The organism is Leifsonia sp. Soil_N53 (assembly GCF_057655165.1).
Genome location: NZ_JBDGMM010000061.1, coordinates 1 through 23,523, shown reverse-complemented (window position 1 = coordinate 23,523; position 23,523 = coordinate 1). Strand labels below are relative to the sequence as shown.

The 23,523-nt window shown below is 72.0% G+C and carries 21 protein-coding genes and 1 riboswitch; of the genes, 10 read left to right on the top strand and 11 right to left on the bottom strand.

The window, feature by feature from the left end:
• Positions 1-20 precede the first annotated feature (20 nt).
• On the top strand, positions 21-725 hold the full coding sequence (locus AC3A3H_RS11160) for an SDR family oxidoreductase (RefSeq protein ID WP_487614634.1): 705 nt from the start codon (positions 21-23) through the stop codon (positions 723-725).
• Here AC3A3H_RS11160 and AC3A3H_RS11155 read toward each other — a convergent pair.
• Entirely contained in the window at positions 704-1,639 is a 936-nt protein-coding gene (locus AC3A3H_RS11155) for an aldose 1-epimerase family protein (RefSeq protein WP_487614633.1), read from the bottom strand. The genes AC3A3H_RS11160 and AC3A3H_RS11155 overlap by 22 nt on opposite strands.
• Before the next feature lie 16 nt (positions 1,640-1,655).
• Entirely contained in the window at positions 1,656-2,441 is a 786-nt protein-coding gene (locus AC3A3H_RS11150; RefSeq protein WP_487614632.1) for a DeoR/GlpR family DNA-binding transcription regulator, read from the bottom strand.
• Between the two features lie 82 nt (positions 2,442-2,523).
• On the opposite strand from AC3A3H_RS11150, the gene galT reads away from it, so the two are divergent.
• From galT to AC3A3H_RS11130, 4 genes are read left to right on the top strand one after another with little or no spacing between them, the layout of a single operon-like run.
• Positions 2,524-3,735 (top strand): galactose-1-phosphate uridylyltransferase, encoded by a 1,212-nt coding sequence (gene galT / locus AC3A3H_RS11145; protein ID WP_487614631.1) that lies wholly within the window; start codon positions 2,524-2,526, stop codon positions 3,733-3,735.
• Positions 3,732-4,892, top strand: coding sequence for a galactokinase (gene galK / locus AC3A3H_RS11140; RefSeq protein WP_487614630.1), 1,161 nt, complete (start codon positions 3,732-3,734; stop codon positions 4,890-4,892). The genes galT and galK overlap by 4 nt, the downstream gene beginning before the upstream one ends.
• Before the next feature lie 46 nt (positions 4,893-4,938).
• Positions 4,939-5,727 carry an MBL fold metallo-hydrolase gene (locus AC3A3H_RS11135; RefSeq protein WP_487614629.1) on the top strand — a complete coding sequence of 263 codons (789 nt, stop codon included), beginning with the start codon at positions 4,939-4,941 and terminating at the stop codon, positions 5,725-5,727.
• Positions 5,728-5,772: 45 nt separating this feature from the next.
• Complete coding sequence (locus AC3A3H_RS11130) at positions 5,773-6,285, top strand: gamma carbonic anhydrase family protein (RefSeq protein ID WP_487614628.1); 513 nt, start codon at positions 5,773-5,775, stop codon at positions 6,283-6,285.
• A gap of 17 nt (positions 6,286-6,302) precedes the next feature.
• On the opposite strand, the gene AC3A3H_RS11125 is transcribed toward AC3A3H_RS11130, so the two are convergent.
• The 3 genes from AC3A3H_RS11125 to glyA all read right to left on the bottom strand — a co-directional run bounded on the left by AC3A3H_RS11125 (position 6,303) and on the right by glyA (position 9,092).
• Complete coding sequence (locus AC3A3H_RS11125; RefSeq protein WP_487614627.1) at positions 6,303-6,800, bottom strand: YbaK/EbsC family protein; 498 nt, start codon at positions 6,798-6,800, stop codon at positions 6,303-6,305.
• Complete coding sequence (locus AC3A3H_RS11120; RefSeq protein WP_487614626.1) at positions 6,797-7,678, bottom strand: bifunctional methylenetetrahydrofolate dehydrogenase/methenyltetrahydrofolate cyclohydrolase; 882 nt, start codon at positions 7,676-7,678, stop codon at positions 6,797-6,799. The genes AC3A3H_RS11125 and AC3A3H_RS11120 overlap by 4 nt, the downstream gene beginning before the upstream one ends.
• 88 nt (positions 7,679-7,766) lie before the next feature.
• Positions 7,767-9,092, bottom strand: a complete 1,326-nt coding sequence (gene glyA, locus AC3A3H_RS11115; protein WP_487614625.1) for a serine hydroxymethyltransferase — start codon at positions 9,090-9,092, stop codon at positions 7,767-7,769.
• Between the two features lie 36 nt (positions 9,093-9,128).
• Positions 9,129-9,228: riboswitch (ZMP/ZTP riboswitch) on the bottom strand.
• Positions 9,229-9,379: 151 nt separating this feature from the next.
• Between glyA and AC3A3H_RS11110 the strand changes: the two genes are divergently transcribed.
• Positions 9,380-10,891 carry a beta-N-acetylhexosaminidase gene (locus AC3A3H_RS11110; protein WP_487614624.1) on the top strand — a complete coding sequence of 504 codons (1,512 nt, stop codon included), beginning with the start codon at positions 9,380-9,382 and terminating at the stop codon, positions 10,889-10,891.
• A gap of 97 nt (positions 10,892-10,988) precedes the next feature.
• Here AC3A3H_RS11110 and AC3A3H_RS11105 read toward each other — a convergent pair whose 3' ends face one another.
• On the bottom strand, positions 10,989-11,639 hold the full coding sequence (locus AC3A3H_RS11105) for a hypothetical protein (protein ID WP_487614623.1): 651 nt from the start codon (positions 11,637-11,639) through the stop codon (positions 10,989-10,991).
• A 52-nt stretch (positions 11,640-11,691) separates the two neighbouring features.
• Positions 11,692-13,509, bottom strand: a complete 1,818-nt coding sequence (locus AC3A3H_RS11100) for a DUF4012 domain-containing protein (RefSeq protein WP_487614622.1) — start codon at positions 13,507-13,509, stop codon at positions 11,692-11,694.
• 150 nt (positions 13,510-13,659) lie between these two features.
• Between AC3A3H_RS11100 and AC3A3H_RS11095 the strand changes: the two genes are divergently transcribed.
• The gene (locus tag AC3A3H_RS11095) at positions 13,660-16,164 is read left to right on the top strand and encodes a LuxR C-terminal-related transcriptional regulator (RefSeq protein ID WP_487614621.1); all 2,505 of its coding nucleotides are present in this window, start codon (positions 13,660-13,662) and stop codon (positions 16,162-16,164) included.
• Positions 16,165-16,176: 12 nt separating this feature from the next.
• Here the strand turns inward: AC3A3H_RS11095 and AC3A3H_RS11090 are convergent, their stop codons facing one another.
• The 4 genes from AC3A3H_RS11090 to AC3A3H_RS11075 form a co-directional block, all read right to left on the bottom strand.
• Positions 16,177-17,421, bottom strand: coding sequence for a hypothetical protein (locus AC3A3H_RS11090; RefSeq protein WP_487614620.1), 1,245 nt, complete (start codon positions 17,419-17,421; stop codon positions 16,177-16,179).
• Positions 17,422-17,565: 144 nt separating this feature from the next.
• Positions 17,566-18,468, bottom strand: a complete 903-nt coding sequence (locus AC3A3H_RS11085) for a carbohydrate ABC transporter permease (RefSeq protein WP_487614619.1) — start codon at positions 18,466-18,468, stop codon at positions 17,566-17,568.
• Positions 18,465-19,421, bottom strand: coding sequence for a carbohydrate ABC transporter permease (locus tag AC3A3H_RS11080; RefSeq protein WP_487614618.1), 957 nt, complete (start codon positions 19,419-19,421; stop codon positions 18,465-18,467). Before AC3A3H_RS11080 ends, AC3A3H_RS11085 begins: the two co-directional genes overlap by 4 nt.
• A gap of 7 nt (positions 19,422-19,428) precedes the next feature.
• Entirely contained in the window at positions 19,429-20,670 is a 1,242-nt protein-coding gene (locus AC3A3H_RS11075) for an extracellular solute-binding protein (protein WP_487614617.1), read from the bottom strand.
• 329 nt (positions 20,671-20,999) lie between these two features.
• Here AC3A3H_RS11075 and AC3A3H_RS11070 point away from each other — a divergent pair, with 329 nt between their 5' ends.
• The 3 genes from AC3A3H_RS11070 to AC3A3H_RS11060 form a co-directional block, all read left to right on the top strand.
• Entirely contained in the window at positions 21,000-21,905 is a 906-nt protein-coding gene (locus AC3A3H_RS11070) for an SIS domain-containing protein (protein ID WP_487614616.1), read from the top strand.
• 71 nt (positions 21,906-21,976) lie between these two features.
• The gene (locus AC3A3H_RS11065) at positions 21,977-22,909 is read left to right on the top strand and encodes an ROK family protein (protein WP_487614658.1); all 933 of its coding nucleotides are present in this window, start codon (positions 21,977-21,979) and stop codon (positions 22,907-22,909) included.
• Positions 22,906-23,523 (top strand): 1-phosphofructokinase family hexose kinase (locus tag AC3A3H_RS11060; protein WP_487614615.1); only part of this gene is annotated, 618 nt, incomplete at its 3' end. The genes AC3A3H_RS11065 and AC3A3H_RS11060, both read left to right, overlap by 4 nt.

Genomic DNA, 23,523 nt, shown 5'->3' with positions numbered 1-23,523 from the left:
TTTACTTTTGGAGGGTCATCATGACAGATCTCACCGGACGCGTCGCACTCGTCACCGGCGCCAACCGCGGCCTGGGCGCCGCCTTCGTCGCCGAGCTCCTCGCCCGCGGCGCCACGAAGGTCTACGCCGCGGCACGCCGCCCCGAGTCGGTCACCGTGACCGACCCGCGCGTTGTCCCGCTCGAGCTGGACGTCACCGACGCCGAGAGCATCCGCCGGGCCGCGGAGGCCGCGCCCGACGTCACCGTGCTCGTCAACAACGCCGGGATCAGCGTGAACCAGTCGCTCGTCAGCGGCGATCTCGCCGAGACCCACCGCGAGTTCGACACCAACTTCTGGGGCCCCGTGCTCACGACCCGGGCCTTCGCACCGGGCATCGCTGCGAACGGCGGCGGCGCGATCGTCAACATGCACTCCGCGCTCAGCTGGTACGCCATCGGCTCGTACAGCGCGACCAAGGCAGCCCTCTGGTCGGCGAGCAACTCCGCCCGCGTCGAGCTCGAGCCGCAGGGCATCCAGGTGGTCGGCGTGCACGTCGGCTGGGTCGACACCGACATGGCCGCGCACGCCGACGGCTACAAGGTGCCGCCGACGCAGGTCGTCGCCGAGGCGCTCGACGCCGTCGCCGCGGGTGACGCGGAGGCGATCGTCGGCGAGACCGCGCAGCAGGTCAAGGCGGTCCTCCACCAGGACGTGCGCGTCCTCTACCCCCAGCTCGCCAGGTAGGAGTCGGAGGCGAAGCCGCGCGGCCGGATGCCCCACTGCGCGGTCCACGTCTCGCCGGGCTCCACCCAGCGCAGGCCCTGACCGGTGTTGAGCGCGTTCGCCGGGGCCGTCATCGGCTCCACGGCGAGCGCGACCTCCCCCGGCTCCTTCGTCGCGAAGGCGCGGTGGGTGAACACCTGGACGTAGGCGAACGACGCGTCGCCCCAGAGCGTGACCGTGCGGCCGTCCGCCGCGGCGAGCACGTGCTCTGCGGGCGCGCGGAGGTCGCCGAAGCCGTCGTTGAGGTCGAGGTCGGCCACGACTCCGCCGCCGGAGAGGTCGTACGCCGTGCCCGCGACCGGGGTCTCTCCGGTGACGTTCAGGCGGTCGTCGGTCTCGAACCGCGTGCCGGCGTGGACGGTCAGGGTCAGCTGGGTCGCCGACACGTCCCCGATCCGGAGGTACGGGTGCGCGCCGATCGCGACGGGCGCACTCCGCTCGCCGCTGTTGGTCACACTGTGGGTGACGGTCAGCCCCTCGGTGTCCAGCTCGTGCGTGACCGCGGTGTCGAGGAGGAACGGATAGCCGGCCTCCGGATAGATCGTCGCCGCCTGGGTCACCGCCGAGTCGGACCGCTCGACCAGCGTGTACGGGCGATACCGGAGCAGGCCGTGCGACGCGTTTCCGAGCGAGGGCTCGGTGATGGCGAGACGCTGCGGCGCCCCGTCCAGCTCCCAGACACCGTCTTTCACCCGGTTCGGCCACGGCATGAGCACGATGCCGTCGGCCGAGGGCGGCGTGGAGTCCGCCGGGAAGGGTTCGACGATGTCCACTCCCCCGTAGCGGAGGGTGCGGATGCCGGCCGCCACCTGCGTGATCGTGGCGGTCAGATCGCCGAACTCGAGCTCGTACTGTTCTCCGGTCGGTGCGCGCATGGAGACAGCGTAAGCCTCAGGCGATGGTCACAGGCAAGCCCGCATCCCGCAGCGATTCGACCGCGGCCGGGTCGGCGGACTCGCCGGTGATGAGGCCCGCCACGTCGTCGAGCGCGGCGATGCGGCCGACGTGGGTTCGGCCGAGCTTGGAGCCGTCCGCGACGACCAGGGCGCGGCCGGAGGAGGCCACCATGACCCGTTTGAGGTCGGCCTCCGGGAGGTTGACGTTGGTGATCCCGCCCGCCGGGTCCACGCCGGTGCAGCCGATGAACGCCAGGTCGGCGTGCACCCGCGAGAGCAGGACGGCGGCCAGCGGCTCGACCAGGGAGTGCTGCAGCGGGCGCAGCGTGCCGCCCGTCACCACCACCTGGAACCGCGGGATGGCGCGCTCCAGCTCCAGCGCGATCGTGAGCCCGTTGGTGATGACCGTCACGTCCTCCAGGTCTTCGCGATCGGCGAGGGACCGCGCGATCGCGGCCGTCGTGGTGCCGACGTCGAGCAGCACGCTGCTGCCGGACTCCACGAGCGCCGCCGCGGCCGCGCCGATCCGCCGCTTCTCCTCGGCCGACGACGCCAGCGCCTCCTCGAAGCTCGCCTCCCGCATGCCCGCACCGCGCAGCACGGCCCCGCCGTGGACGCGGCGGATGCTCTGCTGGGCGTCGAGCGCGTCGAGGTCCGTGCGCACGGTGACGTCGGAGACCTGGAACGCCTCGCTCAGCTCGGCGACGCGGACGAACCCGGTGCGCCCGATCAGGTCGAGCATCCTCTCGCGGCGGAGGGCGGCGGGCAGCGGTTCGCTCATACCGGCAATGCTCCAGCGCTTGCGTTTACTTGTCAATACGCAAGCTACTGGGTAGATTTGCTTTCGGAAACGAAAGGTAAGCATGGCCGCCATCACGAAGCGCCCGCACCGCCTGTCCGACGGTCGCGACCTCATCTACTACGACGACCCGGACTCCGCACTCGACCCCGAGCGCGCGCCCGACCTGCGCGAGCCCGCTCCGCGACCGGCCACGGCCACGATGCGCCAGGATCCGCTGACCGGCGACTGGGTCTCGATCGCCGCCGCCCGGCAGAACCGCGTGATGCTCCCGCCCGCCGAGCTCGACCCGCTCGCTCCGGCCACGCCGGGCAACCCCTCCGAGATCCCGAGCGTGTACGACGTCGCGGTCTTCGAGAACAAGTCGCCGTCGTTCGGTCCCCTGCTGGAGGACGCGAATCAGCCGGCCGGCCCCGACGACCTCGCCGCCGTCGGCCTGGAGCGCACCCGCACCTCCGTCGGGCGCTGCGAGGTGGTGTGCTTCAGCCCCGCGACGTCCGGCTCGTTCGGCAGCCTCACCCCGACCAGGGCGCGCACCGTCATCGAGGCGTGGGCGGACCGCACCGCGGCGCTCTCCGCCCTCCCGAACGTGCGCCAGGTGTTCCCGTTCGAGAACCGCGGGGAGGCCATCGGCGTCACCCTGCACCACCCGCACGGGCAGATCTACGCCTACCCGTACATCACGCCGCGCACCCAGGCCCTGATCCGCTCGCTGGAGGACTACGGGCCGACGCTGTTCGCGGACATCCTGGAGCGCGAGCGCGCATCGGAGCGCGTCATCCTCGCCGGCGAGCACTGGACGGCGTTCGTGCCGTTCGCCGCGCGCTGGCCGATCGAGATCCACGTGCTGCCGCACCGGCACATCCCCGACCTGGCCGCGACCTCGGACGCCGAGCGCGACGAGCTCGCCACGCTCTACCTGCGCGTGCTGCGCGGGGTGGACGCGCTCTACGACTCGCCCACGCCCTACATCGCGGCCTGGCACCAGGCCCCCGTCGACGCGCACCGCGACGACATCCGGCTGATGCTGCAGCTGACCTCCCCCCGCCGTGGCGCGGATAAGCTGAAGTTCCTGGCCGGCTCCGAGTCCGCGATGGGCGCGTGGATCGGCGACATCCCGCCCGAGCAGGCCGCGGCCGCGCTCCGGGAGGCCGTCGCCCGCGCCGACCGGGAGAACCCGGTGGGTGAGCTGCCCGCCGGCATCGGCGGGCTCGTGACCGTGCCCGCCCCGGACTCCACCTCCATCCCCGCCACCGAAGGAAAGATCCCCGCATGACCGACCTGCGCACCGGCGTCCGCGACGACTTCGTCACGATCTTCGGCCGCGAACCCGACGGCGTCTGGTCGAGCCCGGGACGCGTCAACCTCATCGGCGAGCACACCGACTACAACCTCGGCTTCGTGCTGCCGTTCGCGATCAACCGGCGCACGGTCGCCGCGCTCGCGCTGCGCGACGACCGGACGGTCCGCGTCGGGAGCACCTTCGCCGACGAGCTGGTGGAGATCGACCTCGACCGGCTCTCCCCCGAGACGCTGGACGGCTGGTCGGCCTACCCGCTCGGCGTCGCCTGGGCGCTCGGCGAGTTCGGCGCCGACCTGGCGGCCGTGCCCGGCTTCGACCTCCTGCTCGACTCCAACGTCCCGGTCGGCGCCGGCCTGTCGTCGTCCGCGGCGATCGAGGGCGCGACCGCCCTGGCGCTGAACGACGTGTGGAGGCTGGGGCTCGACCGCCAGACGCTCGCCCGCGTCGGCCAGCGCAGCGAGAACATCGTCGTCGGCGCGCCGACCGGCATCATGGACCAGTCCGCCTCCCTGCTCGGCGAGCAGGACGCCGCCGTCTTCCTCGACTGCCGCTCGCTCGAGTCGCAGATCGTGCCGCTCGGGCTCGACGAGGCCGGCCTCGCCGTCCTCATCGTGGACACCGGCGTCACCCACGCGCACGCGACCGGCGGCTACGCCGAGCGCCGGGCTTCGTGCGAGGCCGGGGCGAAGGCCCTCGGCGTCGAGTCGCTGCGCGACGTGAGCGTGGCCGACCTCCCGCGCGCCCGCGAGCTCCTGGACGACGTGACCTTCCGCCGGGTGCGGCACGTCGTGACCGAGGACCAGCGCGTGCTGGACACCGTCCGCGTCCTCCGCGAGAGCGGACCGGCGGCCATCGGCGACCTGCTCGATGCCTCCCACGTCTCCATGCGCGACGACTTCGAGATCTCGGTGCCGGAACTCGACCTCGCGGTCGAGACCGCGCAGGCCAACGGCGCGATCGGCGCGCGGATGACCGGCGGCGGCTTCGGCGGCTCGGCGATCGCGCTCGTGCCGCTCGAGGCGCTCAGCCGGGTGCAGGTCGCGCTCGACGGCGCCTTCGCCGAACACGGTTTCGGCTCGCCGGAGCTGTTCACGGTCAACGCCTCCCAGGGGGCTCAGCGGGAGAGCTGATCGCCGCGTTCATCCGTTCGTCACCGGTCCCCGCCAGAATAGGACGATGAGCGAACCGGAGATCACCTGGCTGAGTCCTGACACCGTCCAGATCCGGCAGCCGAAGACGTCGCACTGGGAGGCGCCGTTCCTGTTCCTGCTCTTCGGGCGGGAGCGCGCCCTCCTCATCGACACGGGCGCGACGAACGACGAGACGGTCTTCCCGCTCCGCGCGACGATCGACCGGCTGACCGACGAGTGGCTGCGCCGCAACCGCGTCGTCTTCACGCGGCCCTATCCGCTCGTCGTCGCACACAGCCACGCGCACCGCGATCACCTCGCCGGCGACCCGCTGCTGGCCGACCGGCCGGGCACCACGCTGGTCGGGACGACGCCCGCCCAGGTGATCGCGTTCTTCGGCTTCCGGTCGTGGCCGGACGAGACGGTCGCCTTCGAGCTCGGCCGGCGCACCGTCGACGTCATCGGCGGCCCCGGCCACGAACCGTCGGCGGTGGCGTTCTTCGACCGGGAGACCGGCATCCTGTTCAGCGGCGACACTGTGCTGCCCGGGCACCTGTACGTGCGCGATCTCCCGCAGTACCGCGCGACGATCCAGCGCCTGATCCGCTTCCGGGACGCCCCGACCGCGCCGGTCAGGGAGCTGCGCGGCGCGCACGTCGAGATGTCGGACACGCCCGGTGTCATCTACCCGCCCGGGACGGTCGACCAGCCCGACGAGCTCCCCCTCCCGCTGCCTCCGCGCGTCCTCGACCGGGTGCTCTCGGCGCTGGACGAGTTCCGCGGCGAGCCCGGCGAGCGGGTCGTGCGCAAGCGGTTCGTGGTCGCCGCCGACTGAGCTGGGGAGCCGACGGGTGCGAGCGGCCCCTCTAAGGTGGTGGGCATGACGATAATCACGCTTGCAGACGGTTCCACCCCCAGCGTCGCCGACGACGCGTTCGTCGCCGCCGGCGCCGTCCTCGCGGGACGGGTGCGGCTGCTCGCCGGCTCGAGCGTCTGGTACAACGCCGTGCTGCGGGCCGAGGTGGAGGACATCGTCCTCGGGGAGCGCAGCAACCTCCAGGACAACGTGTCGTGCCACGTCGACGATGGCTTCCCACTCACCATCGGCGCGGACGTCTCGGTCGGCCACAACGCCGTGCTGCACGGCTGCACGATCGAGGACGGCGTGCTGGTCGGGATGCACGCGACGGTCCTCAACGGCGCCGTCGTGGGGGCGGGCTCGCTGCTCGCTGCCGGGACGGTCGTGCTGGAGGGCGCCGTCATCCCGCCCGGCTCGCTGGTCGCCGGCGTGCCCGGCAAGGTCCGCCGCGAACTCACCGACGAGGAGCGCGCCGGCATCCTCGGCAACGCCGCGGCCTACCTCCAGCGCGTCACCGAGCACCCGCGCCCCTGACGAAGACCGCCGAGGGGTCAGGACTCGTGGGGGGCGGGCTCGACCGGACCGGGTTCGCCGTCCGTGATGCGCACGAGCTCGTCGAACGTCGTCGGGAAGACTGTGTGCGCGTGGCCGGCGGCGGCCCAGACCTCGGGATAGCCGGCGAGAGCGACATCCACGACGGTGCGGAGGCGCTCGGGATGCCCGAGGGGCGCGACGCCGCCGATGGTCTGGCCGGTCGCCGCCTTCACCGTTTCGGCGTCCGCGCGGCGGATGCGCCCGCCGAGCCGCTCACCCAGGAACGCGGTGTCGACGCGGTGCGCGCCCGACGTCATCACGAGCAGCGGCTCGCCGTCGATCGTGAAGACCAGGGAGTTGGCGATGGCGCCGACCTCGACGCCCAGCTCGGCAGCGGCCGACACCGCGGTCGGTGTCGCGGACTCGAACCAGCGCACCCGCGGCTCGATCCCGGCCTCCAGCAGCGCGGCCTCCACCCGCTCGACGGCGGGGTGCGTGCGCTCGGCGTCGGTCACGCCAGCGCCCGCTCCGCCGACTCGACGACATTCTGCAGCAGCAGCGCGCGCGTCATCGGGCCGACACCGCCCGGGTTCGGGGACACCCACGCGGCGACCTCTGCCACGTCGTCCGCGACATCGCCGGCGACCTTGCTCTTGCCGGTCACCGGGTCCTCCACGCGGCTGACGCCCACGTCGAGGACGATCGCGCCCGGCTTGACGTTGTCGGCGGTCACCAGGCCGGCGACACCCGCGGCGGCGACGATCACGTCGGCGCTGCGCAGGATGCCGTCCAGGTCGACGGTGCCCGTGTGCGTGAGCGTCACCGTCGCGTTGTACTCGCGGCGGGTGAGCAGCGAGCCGATCGCGCGGCCCACCGTGACGCCGCGGCCGACGACCACGACATGCTTGCCGTTCAGCTCGATCCCGTGCCGCAGCATCAGCTCGATCACGCCGCGCGGGGTGCAGGGCAGCGGGGTCGTGATCGGCCGGTTGACGTTGATGACCAGGCGGCCCAGGTTCGTCGGGTGGAGGCCGTCGGCGTCCTTGGCGGGGTCGACCAGCTCCAGGATCGCGTCGGTGTCGATGTGCGGCGGGAGCGGGAGCTGGACGATGAACCCGGTGCAGTCCGGGTCGTCGTTGAGCTCCTCGACCACGGCCTCGAGCTCGGCCTGCGAGATCTCCGCGGGCAGGTCACGGCGGATGGAGGCGATGCCGACCTCCGCGCAGTCGCGGTGCTTCCCCGCGACGTACCACTGCGACCCCGGGTCGTCCCCGACCAGGATCGTCCCGAGCCCCGGCACGACCCCGCGCTCTCGCAGAGCGCTCACGCGCTCCTTGAGCTCCGCCTTGATCTCCCCAGCCGTAGCCTTGCCATCCAAAAACTTCGCCGTCACACCAGCCTCCATCCATCAGTTCCTGAGTTGTGCACGCGACACGCCGCCTCGCCCCGTGCACAACTCCGGAACGGATGGAGTGGGTGAGCTATATCGAGGACGGGAGTTCTACGGGGAAGGCGTCCTGGCCGGAGGGGGTGAGGCCGGGGTAGAGGGGGAAGGCGGCGGTGAGGGCGTCCACTCGGGCGCGGAGCGCCTTCGTGTCGGCGCCGGGGCGCAGCGCCAGGGCGATGATGTCGGCCACCTCGGTGAACTCGGTGTCGCCGAAGCCGCGAGTCGCGAGCGCCGGCGTACCGATGCGGAGGCCGGAGGTCACCATCGGCGGGCGCGGGTCGAACGGCACGGCGTTGCGGTTCACGGTGATGCCGACCTCGTGCAGCACGTCCTCCGCCTGCTGGCCGTCGAGCTCCGAGGTGCGGAGGTCGGCGAGCACCAGGTGCACGTCGGTGCCGCCGGTGAGCACGTCGACGCCCGCCGCGCGCGAGTCGTCGGCCGTCAGGCGCTCCGCGAGCAGCTTGGCGCCGCGGATGGTGCGCTCCTGGCGGTCCTTGAACTCCGCGGTCGCGGCGAGCTTGAACGCGGTCGCCTTGGCGGCGATCACGTGCATGAGCGGGCCGCCCTGCTGGCCGGGGAAGACGTTCGAGTTGAGCTTCTTGGCGAGCTCCATGTCACGGCTGACGATGAAGCCGGAACGCGGGCCGCCGATGGTCTTGTGCACGGTCGAGCTGACGACGTCGGCGTGCGGCACGGGCGACGGGTGCAGACCGGCTGCGACGAGGCCGGCGAAGTGCGCCATGTCCACCCAGAGCTTGGCGCCCACCTCGTCCGCGATCTCGCGGAAGGCGGCGAAGTCGAGCTGGCGGGGGTAGGCCGACCAGCCGGCGATGATGACCTGCGGCTTGTGCTCGAGGGCCTTGTCGCGCACGACGTTCATGTCGACGGTGAAGGACTCCGGGTCGACGCCGTAGGCGACCGCGTTGTAGAGCTTGCCGGAGAAGTTGAGCTTCATGCCGTGGGTCAGGTGGCCGCCGTGGGAGAGCTCGAGCCCGAGGATGGTGTCGCCCGGGGTGGCGATGGCCGAGAGCACAGCCGCGTTCGCGGACGCGCCGGAGTGCGGCTGGACGTTGGCGTACTCGGCGCCGAACAGGCTCTTCGCCCGGTCGATGGCCAGCTGCTCGGCGATGTCGACGTACTCGCAGCCGCCGTAGTAGCGGCGGCCCGGGTAGCCCTCGGCGTACTTGTTCGTCAGCACGGAGCCGACGGCCTCGAGCACGGCGCGCGGGACGAAGTTCTCCGAGGCGATCATCTCGAGATAGTCGCGCTGACGGCCGAGCTCGAGCTGCAGCACCTCCGCGATCTCGGGATCGACTTCCGCCAATGGGGCGGTGAAGGTGGACGGAAGGGTGTCGGTCACAATCGGCTCCTTGAAAGCAGGGATGGACAATCTCTGTGCATCGACCCAGGCGCGCGGCCGAATCCATCCGTTCGTTCGAGGTAACCGTCGTCGCTCCCCGATGGTGACCATCTGAGCGCCAGTCGCGACGTGAGCAAGCATAGCAAAGCGGCGCGGATGCGGCCCGTGCTCATCCGCTGGAGACCTTGCTCATTAGTTAGGAGGCCTGCGATACTCGCTGATGGTCGTCCCGCGGGTGGGCAGCGCCGGCCGAGCCCGAGAATCCCCTGACGTGGTGAGGAGCATCCGTGGTCGTGCCGCGCCCTGCCCAGCTCGAGAACACGGGCGACACGCCCTTCACGCTCCTTCCGGGAGCCAGGATCATCGTCGCAGGGCCCGGTGCGGACGCCGTCGGCCGCCTGCTGCGCGCCGAGCTCGCCACGGACTGCCACCGCGAGCTCGCCGTCGTCCACGAGCCTCCCGCGTTCGGCGACGTCGCCATCGTGATCGCGGACGACGAAGGGCCGGCCGGGCATCCCGCCGAGGGCTACACGCTGGAGGTCGCTGCCGAGGGAGTGCGGATCGGCGCGGCGACGGCCGCCGGCGCATTCTGGGGCGTGCAGACCCTGCGCCAGCTCGTCCCCGCGGAGTGCGGCGACGATCCCCTGACGGTCGACGCCGCCCGGATCACCGACCACCCGCGCTTCGCCTACCGCGGCGCGATGCTGGATGTCGCGCGCCACTTCTTCCCCGTGCCGGATGTCAAGCGGTTCATCGACGCGATCGTCCTGCTCAAGATCAACCACCTGCATCTGCACCTGACCGACGACCAGGGCTGGCGCATCGAGATCGCCTCCTGGCCGGAGCTGACCCGGATCGGCGGGTCGACGGGCAGCGACGGCAGCAGGGGCGGCCACTACACCGCCGACGACTACCGAGAGCTCGTCGCCTACGCGGCCGAGCGGCACGTCACGATCGTGCCCGAGATCGACATGCCGGGCCACACGAATGCGGCACTCGCCTCATACCCCGAGCTCAATCCGGACGGCGTCGCTCCCGCGCTCTACACCGGATCCGCGGTCGGCTTCAGCACCCTCCAGACCGGGGACGCCGTCACCGACCGGTTCGTGCGTGACGTCGTGCGGGAGGTCGCGGCCCTGACCCCCGGCCCGTACCTGCACATCGGGGGCGACGAGAGCCTCAGCACGCCGGAGGCCGACTTCCAGGCCTTCGTGCGGCGGGCCGCGGCGATCGTCGCGGACGCCGGCAAGGTCCCGGTGGGCTGGCACGAGATGGGTCGGGCGGCCGGGCTCCCGGAGGGGACGGTCGGCCAGTACTGGTCGTTCCGCACTCCCCGCGACGACGCGGCCGAGGAGACGCTCGCGTTCGTCCGCGCCGGTGGCGCGGTCATCATGTCGCCGGCCGACGTCGCGTACCTGGACATCGTGTACGAGGCGGGCGATGCGATCGGCCAGGACTGGGCCGACGGCCCGACGACCCTCCGCACCGCGTACGAGTGGGACCCGGCACGGATCGTCCCCGGGCTGGGCGACGCGCACATCCTCGGCGTGGAGGCGCCGCTGTGGACCGAGACCGTCGCGACGATCGAGGAGGCCGAGCGGATGACGTTCCCGCGGCTCGCGGCCGTCGCGGAGATCGGCTGGTCGGCGGCGCCCGAGGACACGGAACCCGTGGTGTCGGCGCGCGACTTCGACGCGTTCGCGACCAGGGTCGCGCGGCTCGCCGAGCACTGGGACGCGCTCGGAACCGCCTACCGCCGCGTGGCCGGGGTGCCGTGGCCGCAGGGCGCGACGCGCTGAGCGGGTCGACGGCGGCCGACGACGAAAGGAGCCGGTGACCCCGCGGGGTCACCGGCTCCGTGGTTCAGCGAGCGTCACGCTCGCCGGACCGCGATCGTCACGCGGCAGCGGTCTCCTCGCTGCGGCGACGACGACGGACCAGCATCAGGACGACGCCCGCACCCACCAGGAGCGCGGCCGAGCCCGCGATGCCGGCGACCGCGATGTCCGAACCCGTCATCGCGAGGCCGCCCGTGCCGCCGTTGCCACCGGTCGCGTTATTGCCGGCGCCGGCCGCGCCGTTGTCACCGCCGGAGCCGCCGTTCCCGCCGTTCCCGTCATCCGGTCCGCCATCGGTCGGGTTCGCGACCGTGATGTCGAAGGTCTCCCAGAGCGTGCCATCGGCCCGGTGGATCTGGAAGACGTAGTCCGCGCCCGCCTGGGTCGGAATCACGAAGGCGAAGGTGTGCGCGCCGTCGTCCGCAGACGCCGCAGAGAACTGCTTGGACGTGTGGTCCGACGGAGCCGTCCGCAGCGAGGCCGTGGTGGCCGTGTGTCCGTTCACGCCGGTGAGCGTGTGCGTCAGGTCCTCGTTCGCGACGTACGTGCTCGCCGGGGCGGTGTACGTGACCGTCTCACCGGGGTCGACAATGTACTTGTCGAGCTCGCCGTGCAAATCACCCGGGTTGACGTAGTCCGCGTGAGCGGCTGCCGCGGGCGCGAGGGCCAGCGCCAGGGCGACGAGGCCGCCGAACAGTTTCTTCTTCATGGGTTCTCCTTTGTAGGGGGATGGATGGCACGGGCCGACCGGTGCGGTTCGGTCAGCCACAGGTCCCGGGTTCGGCGAAGTGCTCGAACTCGGTGGCGGTGGGGGTTGCGACGACACGGTCGACGGTCGGCGATCGGGTGCGAAGAGCGGTGAACTCGGCGACGACGACCGAGACGGCGCCCGGCGCGAGGTCGACCATCACCATCGAGACGGGGCGTCCGTCGACCGTGCGGGTGACCGGCGTGACGGGTTCGCCGTCGATCGTCATCCGGGAGGGGCGCAGGCTGTCGGTCGACGCGAACTGGACCATCGTCCGGATGTGCCCGCTCGGCAGGCCGGGCACGCCCGGGCCGGTCACGACCCACGGGAACGACGCGATGTCGGCGGGCGCCGTGGATACGAGCGTCGCGGTGGCTGTGATCGTCCGGGCGGAGGCTCCGCCGCGCGCTGCCGTCGCCGTCGCCGTGTCGCAGGTCGCGGTGATCGAGCCCTCGAGGTAGCTGTCCATCTTGCCGGCCGTCCCGTCGGCCAGAAAGACGCCGACGGGCGCTCCGTCGTCGCTCAGCCGGGCGAGCGGGCCCCCGAGCGGGCCGTCGGCGATCTCGCGCTGCAACGCGGGGTCCGCGAACCAGAGCGAGATCCTGCCCTCCTCTGCGGCGGTCCCGAGCGCCTTCAGCACGGGCACGGTGCGCGTTCCCGCGCCGAACAGCCGGTCGAACATCGCCCGGGTGAGTTCACCGAAGAAGACGTCCTGCTGCTCGCGGGTGCCGATCTCGAGGTAGACGTCGCGCAGCAGGACCCTCGACGCGTTCTCGCTGTTCAGCTCGCGCCCGGCGACGGTGATCGGGCCGGTCGCCGCGAGCAGCCGGCCGATCGTCGCCGTGTCGATCGACACCACGCCGTCGAGGTCCTCGCCGAGCGCTGCGCGCCAGTGAGCCGCCGTCAGCTCGCCGCTCCGGACGAAGTCGGGAGTGAGGTTGACGTTCTGGATGTACCCGCCGAGGCGGGCGCCGTAGAGCGCCCGCTCCTGCGGCGTGACCGCGAGGCCGGCGCCTTCCGCCGGGTTCAGCTGGTCGGGGATCAGCTGGCGCCCCAGGTCGATGCGCCCGTGATCCGCGTTCAGTTCCGAGATCGCGCCGGCGATCCCGCCCGTCGTCCGCAGCTCGGCGTTGTTGTTGAAGAGCAGAGCGTATTTCTTCGCGCCGCCCGCGCCGATGGCATCGGGGAGCACCCGCGCGGCGACGGCCAGGGAGGAGACGGTCTCGTGGAGCTCGTCGACCAGGCTCCCGGCCTCGCGGACTCCGGCGGCGAGCGGTGGGACGAGGGGACCCGACGCCGCCTCGTCCAGCGCGCTGCGGCCGCGGTCGAGGGCGCGCTCCGCGGCGCGGAGTGCCGCGGCCGAGTTCGCGACGGTCCCGGTGTCGACGGAGCGGTCCGAGAGCGATACGGCGTCCTGGAGCCGGGCGAGGTCGCCGACGACGGGAGTCAGGCCGCCGGCGACCGTCTCGTGGAGGGCTTCGACGGTGAGCCGGTACGAGCGGAGATTGGCTCCGGCGAACGGGATGTGCTCGGAGGCTCGCCAGACGACATCGCCTGTCAGCTCCCTCGCGTCGTCGAGGCGGAGCCCCAGCGCGCCGAGCCGGTCGGCTCGGGAGCTCGCCGACGCCGGGTCCGCCGACACGGCGGCGACGGCCGCTCGCGCCTCGGCGCGAGCGGTGGAGACGTGCCCGTAGGAAATCGCCAGCCGCACGCCCACCCACACGGTGCAGCCCACCACGACGAGTGCGAGGGCGCCGAGCGACAGGAGCACGACGCGCTTGGCGCGCGCGGGCTCGGCCGCTTTCGCACGGCGGCTCGATCGAGCGCTCATAGGCCCAGGACTCCCTTTCGACATCGGACCCATGTTGTCGGCGGCGCGGCGACCTGCCACTGCCGATGCGCGGACTTACGTGCGGATCGGCCGACGTTCCGTGCAGACCGGCAGGCTTTCCGTGTCCAGCCTGACATCTTGCGTATTACCGTGAGCCAAGCAGTTGAGTTCTCGTCCACCTGGAGCACGCCGATGATCGATTCCCGCGCCACGGGGCCCGTCCCGCTCTCGAGCAGGGACGGCGTGCTCGCCCTCGTGCGCGAGCTCCTGTTCTCGAGCGAAGCCGATGTCGACCTGGTCGGACCGCGGCGCAGCGGGCGGTCCACCGTGGTCGACGCCCTGGCGTCGTCAGCCGTCGACGCCCGCAGGACGGTCCTGCGCGTGCACGGCGTCCGGTCGCTGCGGTCGACCCCGCTCGCCGCCCTGCACGCCGCCGGGTTCGGCGTGGTGCCGACCGCCGAGCGCCGCACCGCCTCCCCGCTCCAACAGGTGATCGACGCCCTGTCGACCACGCTCGGACCGGGGCCGGCCACGCTGCTGGTGGACGACGCCGATCTTCTCGACGACACGTCGACCGGGGCGATCGAGGCCGTGTCCCGTGCGACCCGGACGCCGTTGCTGCGCACCCGATCGCGCATGGACGCGGTGTCGTCCGCGGCCTACGTGGTGGAGCTGGAGCCACTCGGCTACGAGGAGCTGCGGTCGGTCCTCGCCGAGCGGCTGGGCGACCCGGTCGACGCGGGCGCGATGAGCCGCGTGTACGCGCTCTGCGGCGGCAATGTCGGCCTCGCGCTCGCCCTCGCCGAGCTCGCCGTGCTGGAACGGCGGCTGGTCCTCCGCTCCGGCGCGTGGTGCGCGACGGGAGAGCTGTGGAGCAGAGCCCTCCGCGGCGCGCTCGAGGCCCAGCTCTCCGGGCTCGATCCGGCCGAGCGCGGCGCGCTCGAGCGGATCGCCGTCGCGGGAGTCGGGGATGTCGGATCGACGCGCGGGCTCGTCGATCCCACGGCCCTCGACGGGCTGGCCGCGGCGGGCGTCCTCCGCGTGGTCCGGCGCCGCGGCCGCAGGCTCATCGCGCTCGATCCCCCGGTCCTCGCCGATCACCTCCGCGATCGGGCGCAGGTCGACGCCCCGCCGACGGACGCCGCGTTCGTGCAGTTCGTGCACGCGGCGGCCGACGCCCGCCGCGAGGCCGCGACAGCGGCGTGGGAGAGCACGCCGTCTCCGGGCACCGCTCTCGCCCTCGCACGCGCCCTGATGGCGGACACCGGGATGACCCCCGGCTCGGGCGACGACCTGGACGCCGTCCTGACGGCGTCGGTCGGCCTGGCCGGCGATCCGCTCGACACGGCGGAGCTCGCCGTGCTGCGTGCCCGCCGGTCGCTTGCGGCGGGCGAAGGGCTCGCCGCCGCGGTCGCCGCACTGCGCGAGGAGATCGCCGGGCTCGGCCCGTTCGCGCGCCTGGCGGACGCCGCGGCGGTCATGCTCGCCGTGGAGGTCGGCGCGGAGCCGGACGTCCGGGAGGAGCGGCTGCGGGACGATCCCGGCCTGCCGTCCGCCGTACGGTCACGGCTGCTGGAGGCCGCTCGGGCGGTCGCCCTCCGCTGCGGTCGCTTCGAAGACGCCATCGGGCTCCTCGACCACCTCTCCGCCGTTCCCGGCGCGCCCGTGCCCGCGTGCGAAGCGGCCGCGCACGCGTACGCCCTCCTGGGCGCAGGGCGGCACTCGGAGGCCGTCGCCTGGGCTGAACGCGGCGCCGCGTCGGCGCGCGACCGGCTCGACGCCGGGGCGGTGCGCGATCACAGCGTGGCGCTCGCGCTGTGCCATCTGCTCGCCGACCGGCCCGAGGACGCCGCCGAGGCGCTCACGACGGCGTCGGCTCTCGGCGCGCCCGCGGTCCCGGGCGCCGCCGTGCAGGTCGCGCTGCAGGTCCTGACCGCCGTGATCGCCGTGCGCCGCGGCGACACCTCCCGCGCCGAGCGCATCCGCGACGAGCTCGCCGCCGGGCTGCCGCCGACCTCGGACGGAGCGACGCCGTCCGCGCTGCGCACCGGAGTGGACTGGATCGACGCGCAGCTCGCCGCGGGTCGCGGCCGGCCCGACGACGCCGCCGCGATGCTCCGCGAGCTTGCCGCGACCCTGGCAGGCCACGGCGAGCTCCCCACCGCGGCCCTCGCCCTCCTGACCGCGCTCGAGCACGCCCCCGACGAGGGAATGTTGCGGGAGGCGCACGCGCTGGTCGAGCCGCAGCAGTCCGAGCTCCACGACGCCCACCTCGCCTTCGTCAAGGCGCGCGCGGCGCCGGACGGTGTGGACCTCCCTGCGCTCGCGGAGCGGCTGGCCACGACCGGTCGGGCCGGTCCGGCCGCGGCACTGCGGGCCCCCGACGGCGACGACATCGACAGCGGCGGCGGCAGTGGCGGCGGCGGCGGCGGCAATGGTAGCGGCGGCGGATTCTTCTCGACGCCGATCGCCCTGACCGAGCGCGAGCGCGAGATCACCCGGCTCGTGGCCGGCGGCCTCAGCAACCCGGAGATCGCGGCGCGGCTCGTCCTCAGCGTGCGCACGGTCGAAAGCCACGTCAGCAGGGTGATGCGCAAGACGTCGGCGGCCAACCGCGGGGAGCTCGTCGCCATCGCCCTGAGGCTCGCGCCGTGACCGGGCGGCGGCTCAGGGATAGCCGACGAACCAGAGCAGGACGAGCGCCACCGGCTGGAGGGCGATCCCCGCGGCCAGCACGATCGTCCGCGCCCGCCGGTTGTGGGTCAGCGCCGGCGCTCCGGCGAGCGGGGCCAGCGGGATGAGCAGGCGGAAGAGGCTCTGCTGGGGCAGGAAGACGGCGAACAGATAGAGGGCGTAGCTGGCGGCGTAGGCCACCACCTCGGTGCCCAGTGCGCGGACGCTCGGCCTGCTGAGCAGCCAGGCGTAGCCGCCGATCACGGCCACGACGAGGAGTGCGCCGGCGACGCTCGCGTAGCGCCAGGTGAACAGGAACCACGGTGTGAGCGGCACGAACGCGACCCGGCCGATGAAGCCCGTCCACCAGGACAGCTCCGTCTCCACGTAGGCTCCGGGCGTCCCGGTGACCGTCGCGGCGATCAGCGGCCACGCGAGGCCCGCGACCGCCGTCACCGCACCGGCGACGATCATCGCGACGCGTTCGCGGACTCCGAAAGCCTCGCCGCCGCGTCGCGCCCGCAGCGCGCGGATCACGTAGACGATCCCCAGCGTCAGCGGGAGGGCGAGCTCGCCGGGCCGGGTGAAGGCGGCCGCGACCCCGAACGGGATGACCGTCCAGTATCTCCTCGCCATCGTCGCCAGCAGTGCCGCGAACAGCAGCAGGAAGAACAGGCTCTCGGCGTAGGCGATCTGCAGCACGAACGACAGCGGGCCGAAGCAGAAGAACACCGCGGCCCAGAGCCCGCTGACCGAACCGACGCGGGAGGCGACGAGGCGGTACAGCACGAGACTGGCCGCGGCTCCGCAGAGCATCGCGACCAGGACCCCGGCCGCCGGGAAGCCGAGCCCGGTCGCCGTCATCAGACCGCGCACGATCAGCGGGTACAGCGGCAGGAACGCCCACTCGTTCTGCTGGACGTCGCCGTTCGAGTCGACCGGCAGCGTCGCCGGGTAGCCATGTTCGACGATGCCACGGTAGTACGAGGCGTCCCAGGTGCCGGCGAAGCCGAGGAACGTGGGATGCGCCTGCGGGCTGCCGCCCTCCCAGTGCAGCGCACCGGCCACCAGGTAGAGCGCGAGCATGAGCAGTGTCGTGACCACGCGGGATGCCGCGTACACGGCGAGGACGCCGGCCCACCACGGGGTGTCCCAGCGGAACAGCCGCACGCGGGCGGCGTCGGTCGCGGGCCCAGCGGGATCCGCCGGGTGCAGCGAACTCGTGGTGCCGGCCGTCATCGGGATCGATGCTACTCCGCGCCGATGCAGTGGTGAATCCACCGCGAGGACGATGTGGAAGTCGGCGCGGTCAGGGCGCCCGCGTCGCGCCACACGCGCGGGCGCCCGGCTCAGGAGGGCGGCTCGGGAACGGCAGGCTCCCCGCTACTTGACGCTGCCCGCCGTCAGCCCGCCGACCAGTCGCTTCTCGATGAGCGCGAACAGGATGACCACCGGGATGACCGCGACGACCGACACCGCGAAGACGTACTGCCAGGCGGCGTCGTACTGCCCCACGAACTTCGTGAGGGCCACCGACAGCGGCTGGTTGGCGTCCGTGGACAGGATCACGAGGCTGGCCGCGAACTCGTTCCACGAGGCGACGAACGTGTAGATGATCGCCGTGACGATCCCCGGCCACACCAACGGCAGCTGGACGCGCAGCAGCACCGTCCACTTGCCGGCGCCGTCGAGCTGCGCCGCCTCGTCGACCTCCTTGGGCACTCCCGCGAAGAACGTGTGCATGATCCAGATCGCGAACGCCAGGTTGAACGCCGCGTTGACGAGGATCATCGCCAGCCAGGTGTCGTTGATCCCGAGCGCCACCATCTCCTTGAACAGACCGGTCGCGAGCACCGTCGGCTGCAGCATCTGCGTCACGATCACCAGGAAGAGGAACACGCCGCGGCCCGGGAAGCGGAAGCGCGCCGTGTAGTACGCCGCCGGGACGCAGACCACCAGCACGAGCAGCGTCGCGAACACCGAGATCACGATGGTCGAGATGAGGTTGAGCGGCAGCGGGGTCTCCGGGGTGGACCACATGGTGAGGTAGTTCTCAGGGTGCCACTGCGTGGGCAGGTAGGTCGGCGGGACGGCGAGGATGTTGTCCCTGCTCTTGAACGACCCCACCAGCATGATCAGGTACGGCGCGATGAACACCAGCGCGATGACGACGCCGGCGATCACCTTTCCGGCGACGCGCCACGAGAAGCCCGGGCGTGGGCGGCGGTGGGGCGCGGCGGCGGTCGCGGGCGCTCCGGCGAGCGCGACGGACGCGGGGGCGGTCACGAGACCTCCTTCATCGGCTTCACGATCCACAGGTAGAGCGCCACGACGACCAGCACGATCAGGAAGTTGATCACGCTGAGCGCGCTGGAGAGGTCGATGCGCTGCTCGTTCTGGAGCAGCTTGAACACGTACGTGGTCGTCGTGTCGGCCTTGTAGCCGGGGATCGAGCCGGTCATCAGCTTGAGGATCGGGAGGGAGTTGAAGACGTTGATGATGTTGATCAGGCTCGCCAGCGCGATCGCGGGGCGCAGGTTGGGCAGCGTCACCCCGAAGTAGGAGCGCACGGCTCCCGCGCCGTCGACCTTCGCCGCCTCCAGCATGTCGCCGGGGATGCCCGCGAGTCCCGCCAGGATCGTGTAGGTCGTGAACGGTAGCGACACGAACACCGCGATGGCGATGGACGACACGAAGGCGGGCAGCGGTTCCCGGGTGAACCCGAACGGCTGCGCGATCACGTGGATGTCGACCAGGAACTTGTTGATGATGCCGTAGAACGGGTCGAGGCCGTAGACGAAGACCGTGGTCGTCATGACGACGCTCGCCGCCCAGGGGACGATGATCGCCATCCGCACCCAGCGCCGGCCGGGGAAGTTCTTGTCGAGGAACTGCGCCAGCGCCAGCGAGATCACCACGGTGACGACGACGACCGACACGACCCAGACGAACGTGTTGAGGAGGATGCCCGGGATCTCCGGACGCGAGAGCACCGTGACGTAGTTCTGCAGGCCCACCGATCCGTGGTCGACGCCGGCGACCGAGATCTTCCGCGTCGAGTTGAAGATCATGTAGCCCGCGGGGAACAGCACGATGCCGAAGATGAGGATGAGCGCCGGCAGCGTCCACGGCACGGCGTTCCACAGCGTGGTGGAGTGACCGTGCCCGGCGCGCGGCGCCCCGCGGCGGGGACGGCCGGTGGCCGCCCCCGTCGTGGTCGTTTCGATCGTCGAGCTCATGCCGGTGCTACTGGCCCGAAGCCTTCGACTGGATGGCCTTGAGCAGGTCGGAGGGGTTGGCGCCCTGGCCGAGCTGCCCGATCTGGCTCTGGATGGCGCCCTGCGCGGCCGACCAGTTCGGGTTCGTCGACGGGTAGAACTTGGCGTTCGGCAGCAGGTCCAGGAACGGCTTGATGGTCTCGTCCGAGCCCATCTGGTCCGCGCCGGACTTCGTGGTGGGCAGGAAGCCCTCCTCGCCGACCCACTTGGTGTAGACCGCCGGAGTGTAGAAGTAGTCGAGGAACTTCTTGATCGAGTCCTTCTTGTCCGTCTTGCCCTTGAACGCCATCAGGTGGTCGGCGACGCCCAGCGTGAAGGCGGAGCCGTCCTTGGTCGGGATGGGCGCGATCCCGTACTTGAGCGACGGGTTCTTGTCCTTGATCTGGCCGACGATCGGCGGCAGGCCGATCTGCATGCCGAGCTGGCCCTGGATGAAGACGTTCATCAGCGGCGTGCGGTTGGTCGAACCGGGGTTCGCCTCCGTGAAGCCCTGGTTGATGATCTTCTGCATCTCGGTGGCGCCGGTGACGTTCTCGGCGCTGTCGATCGTCAGCGTCTTGGCGTCGCCGTAGCCGCCGCCCGCGCCGTAGAACCAGATCGCGGTCTCGGCCTGGGCCTCCTCGGAGCCGAGCGGCATGCCGTACGGCGTGACGCCGGCGGCCTTCAGCTTGGCGGCGTCGGCCTCGAAGTCGGCCCAGGTCTTCGGCGGCTCGGCGATCCCGGCCTTGGCGAAGTCGTCCTTGTTGTAGAACAGGGCGCGTGCGGAGGCGATGAACGGGAGGCCCCACTGGGTGCCGTCGATGCTCGCGTTCTTGTTGAACGCCGGCTGGAAGTCGTCGAGCGTCTTGGCCGAGACGACGTCCTTCGCCGGGTAGAGCAGGTCGTCGGCGGCGAAGCCGGCGAACGCGTCGATGTTCAGGATGTCCGGCTGCTTGCCGGCCTGGATGCGGGTCTTGATGACGTTGTTGATGTCGGTCCACGACTCGACGTCGAGGTTGACTGTGATGCCCTTGTTGGCGGCCTCGAAGTCCTTGATGATCTGCTGCCACTCGGCCTTGGTGTTGTCCGAGTAGCTGGCGACCATCAGGTTGAGCTCGCTGCTTCCGCCGGCCGAACCGCCCGATCCCCCGCTGAAGCCGCAGGATGCGAGCGTCAGGGTCGCGACCGTCGCAGAGGCGACAGCGGCTCCCCACCGCAGAGACTTCTTCATCGACTTTCCTCACTCTCGATAAGGATCCCGGACCGTCGCTGAAAGATGCTGCAGGTGCGCGACGATGCGTATCTGGATGATGCTTAGTGATCTATTCTGCGTGCAAACGATCACATGCACTCAATTGATGCTCGAATGATTGCGCACATTCCGGGTTCACGTCAAGGAACCCGGGCCAGATCGTTACATGGGATTTACACAGACGCCGAGGATCCGGCCGCATTGTGGTCTGAACGATTGAAAGTGATCAGTAGACAGACCTAACACTCATAAGCAATCATTGTCCTGACCGAATCGTGCTGGAACAGGCCGAACGACAGGAGCGAGCAGTGACGGACATCCCCCCGGGAGCGCACATGGAGGCCGAACTGCGGTCGCAGCCGGAGACCTGGGCCCGTGCCGCCTCCCTCCGCGCCGAACAGGCGCTCTTGCCCGCCTCCGGGGAGCGCGTCGCGGTCGTCGGCTGCGGCACCTCCTGGTTCATGGCACAGTCGTACGCGGTGCTGCGCGAAGCGGCCGGCCACGGCGTCACCGACGCCTACGCGGCCTCCGAGGCGGCCGTGGACCGCGACTACGACGCGATCGTCGCGCTCAGCCGCTCCGGCACGACCACCGAGGTCATCGAGCTGATCGACGGCCTCCGTGGCCGCTCGCGGCGACCGCGCACCATCGCGGTCGTCGGCGCGCCGGAGACCCCGCTGCTCGGGCTGGTGGACGACGCGGTGCTGCTGGCGTTCGCCGACGAGACCTCCGTCGTGCAGACGCGGTTCGCGACCACGGCGCTCGCGCTGATGCGGGCCTCCCTCGGACACGACCTCGGCCACGCGATCGAGCAGGCCGCGGCCGCGGTCGACGAGGAGCTGGACGACGCGCTCGTCTCGGCCGACCAGTACAGCTTCCTCGGCTCCGGCTGGACCGTCGGCCTGGCGCACGAGGCGGCCCTCAAGATGCGCGAGGCGTCGCAGTCCTGGACCGAGTCGTACCCGGCGAAGGAGTACCGGCACGGCCCGATCGCGATCGCCGCGCCCGGACGCGTCACCTGGATGCTGGGCGACTCCCCCACGGGGCTCGCCCAGGATGTCGCCGCCACCGGCGCACGCTTCGAGGACGCCCCGATCGACGGCCTCGCCGACCTGGTGCGCGCCCAGCGCGTTGCACTGGAGCGGGCACGCCGCGCGGGTCTCGACCCCGACCGTCCCCGCAACCTGACCCGTTCTGTCATCCTGGCGCCGTGAACGAGAAGGCCGCCCCAGCCGACGAGGGCGTCGGGCTCGGCGCCGGAGCAGGGCTCGGCGCCGGCGCCCCGGTGCTCGCCTTCGATGTCGGCGGCACCGATCTCAAAGCCGCCCTGGTGGACTCCGACGGCCGGATCGTCGCGCTGACCCGCCGGCCGACGCCCCTCGACGGCGAGCGCACGGGCGAGGCGGTCGTCGCTGCGACGGCCGAGCTCGCGGCCGGATTCCGGAGCGCGCATCCCGAGGTCGTCCCCACTGCGGCCGGGCTCGTCGTCCCGGGGCACGTGGACGAGGAGACCGGGGTCGGCGTGTTCTCCGAGAATCTCGGCTGGCGCGACGTTCCCTTCCGCGACCTGGCGACCGCGGCCTACGGGCTTCCGGTGTCGTTCAGCCACGACGTGCGGGCCGCGGGCGAAGCCGAGTACCGGCTGGGCGCCGCCGCCGGCTTCCGCGACGTCGTGGTGATGGCGATCGGCACCGGGATCGCGGGGGCGATCTTCATCGACGGCGCCCTGTTCACCGGTGGCGGGATGGCCGGGGAGATGGGCCACTCCCGCGTCGCCGACGGCCCGGAGTGCGCCTGCGGGGGCCGCGGCTGCCTGGAGGCCGTGGCCTCCGCCGCGGCGATCGCCCGCCGGTACACCGCGATCAGCGGCGTCCCGGTCGCCGGAGCGAAGGAGGTGCTCGAGCGCGCCCGCTCCGGCGATCCGGCCGCCCGGCGGATCTGGGACTCCGCGCTGGACGCGCTCGCGCTCGACCTCTCGCACACCGTCGCACTGCTCGCCCCGGAGGCCGTCGTGATCGGCGGCGGCCTGGCCCAGGCCGGGGACGAGCTGTTCGTGCCGCTGGCCCAGCGGCTCGACGGCATCCTCACCTTCCACCGGCGGCCCGCGCTGATCCCGGCGCGCATCGGCGAGAACGCCGGCGTGATCGGCGCGGCGCTGCGGGCGCGGGACATCCTGTCCGCTCCGGCCGCCGCCGGCGTCGCGAGGGCCGCGCGATGATCCTCACCGTCACCCCGAATCCGGCGATCGACCTCACCTACCGGGTCGCCGCGCTGCAGCCCGGCGAGACGCATCGGGTCGCGCCTCCCGCGGTGCGGGCGGGCGGCAAGGGTCTCAACGTGGCCCGCGTGATCGCGCAGACCGGTGGCGCGTCGTTCGTGCTGACCACCGCGGGCGGCGCATCCGGGCTCCGCCTGGCCGACGACCTGGAGGCGAGCGGGCTGCCGTCCGAGCTGATCCCCGTGGCCGCGCCGACCCGCAGCAGTGTCGCGATCGTGGACGAGGGCTCCGGCGTCGCGACGATCTTCAACGAGACCGGCGGCGAGCTCTCACCCGCCGAGTGGACTGCGCTGCGGGAGGCCGTCGTGCGCCTCGCCGTGCCCGCCACCGCGATCGTCGGGTCCGGCAGCCTCCCGCCCGGCGCCCCCGAGGGCTTCTACGCCGACCTGGTGGCGGCCGCCCGGCGGCACGGGGTCCCGAGCGTCATCGACGCGAGCGGGACGCCGCTGCTCGCCGCCGCCGAGGCCGGCGCCGACGTGCTCAAGCCGAACCGCCGCGAGCTGGCCGACACGGTCGGCTCGGACGACCCCGTGGCCGGCGCCCGCGCCCTGCTG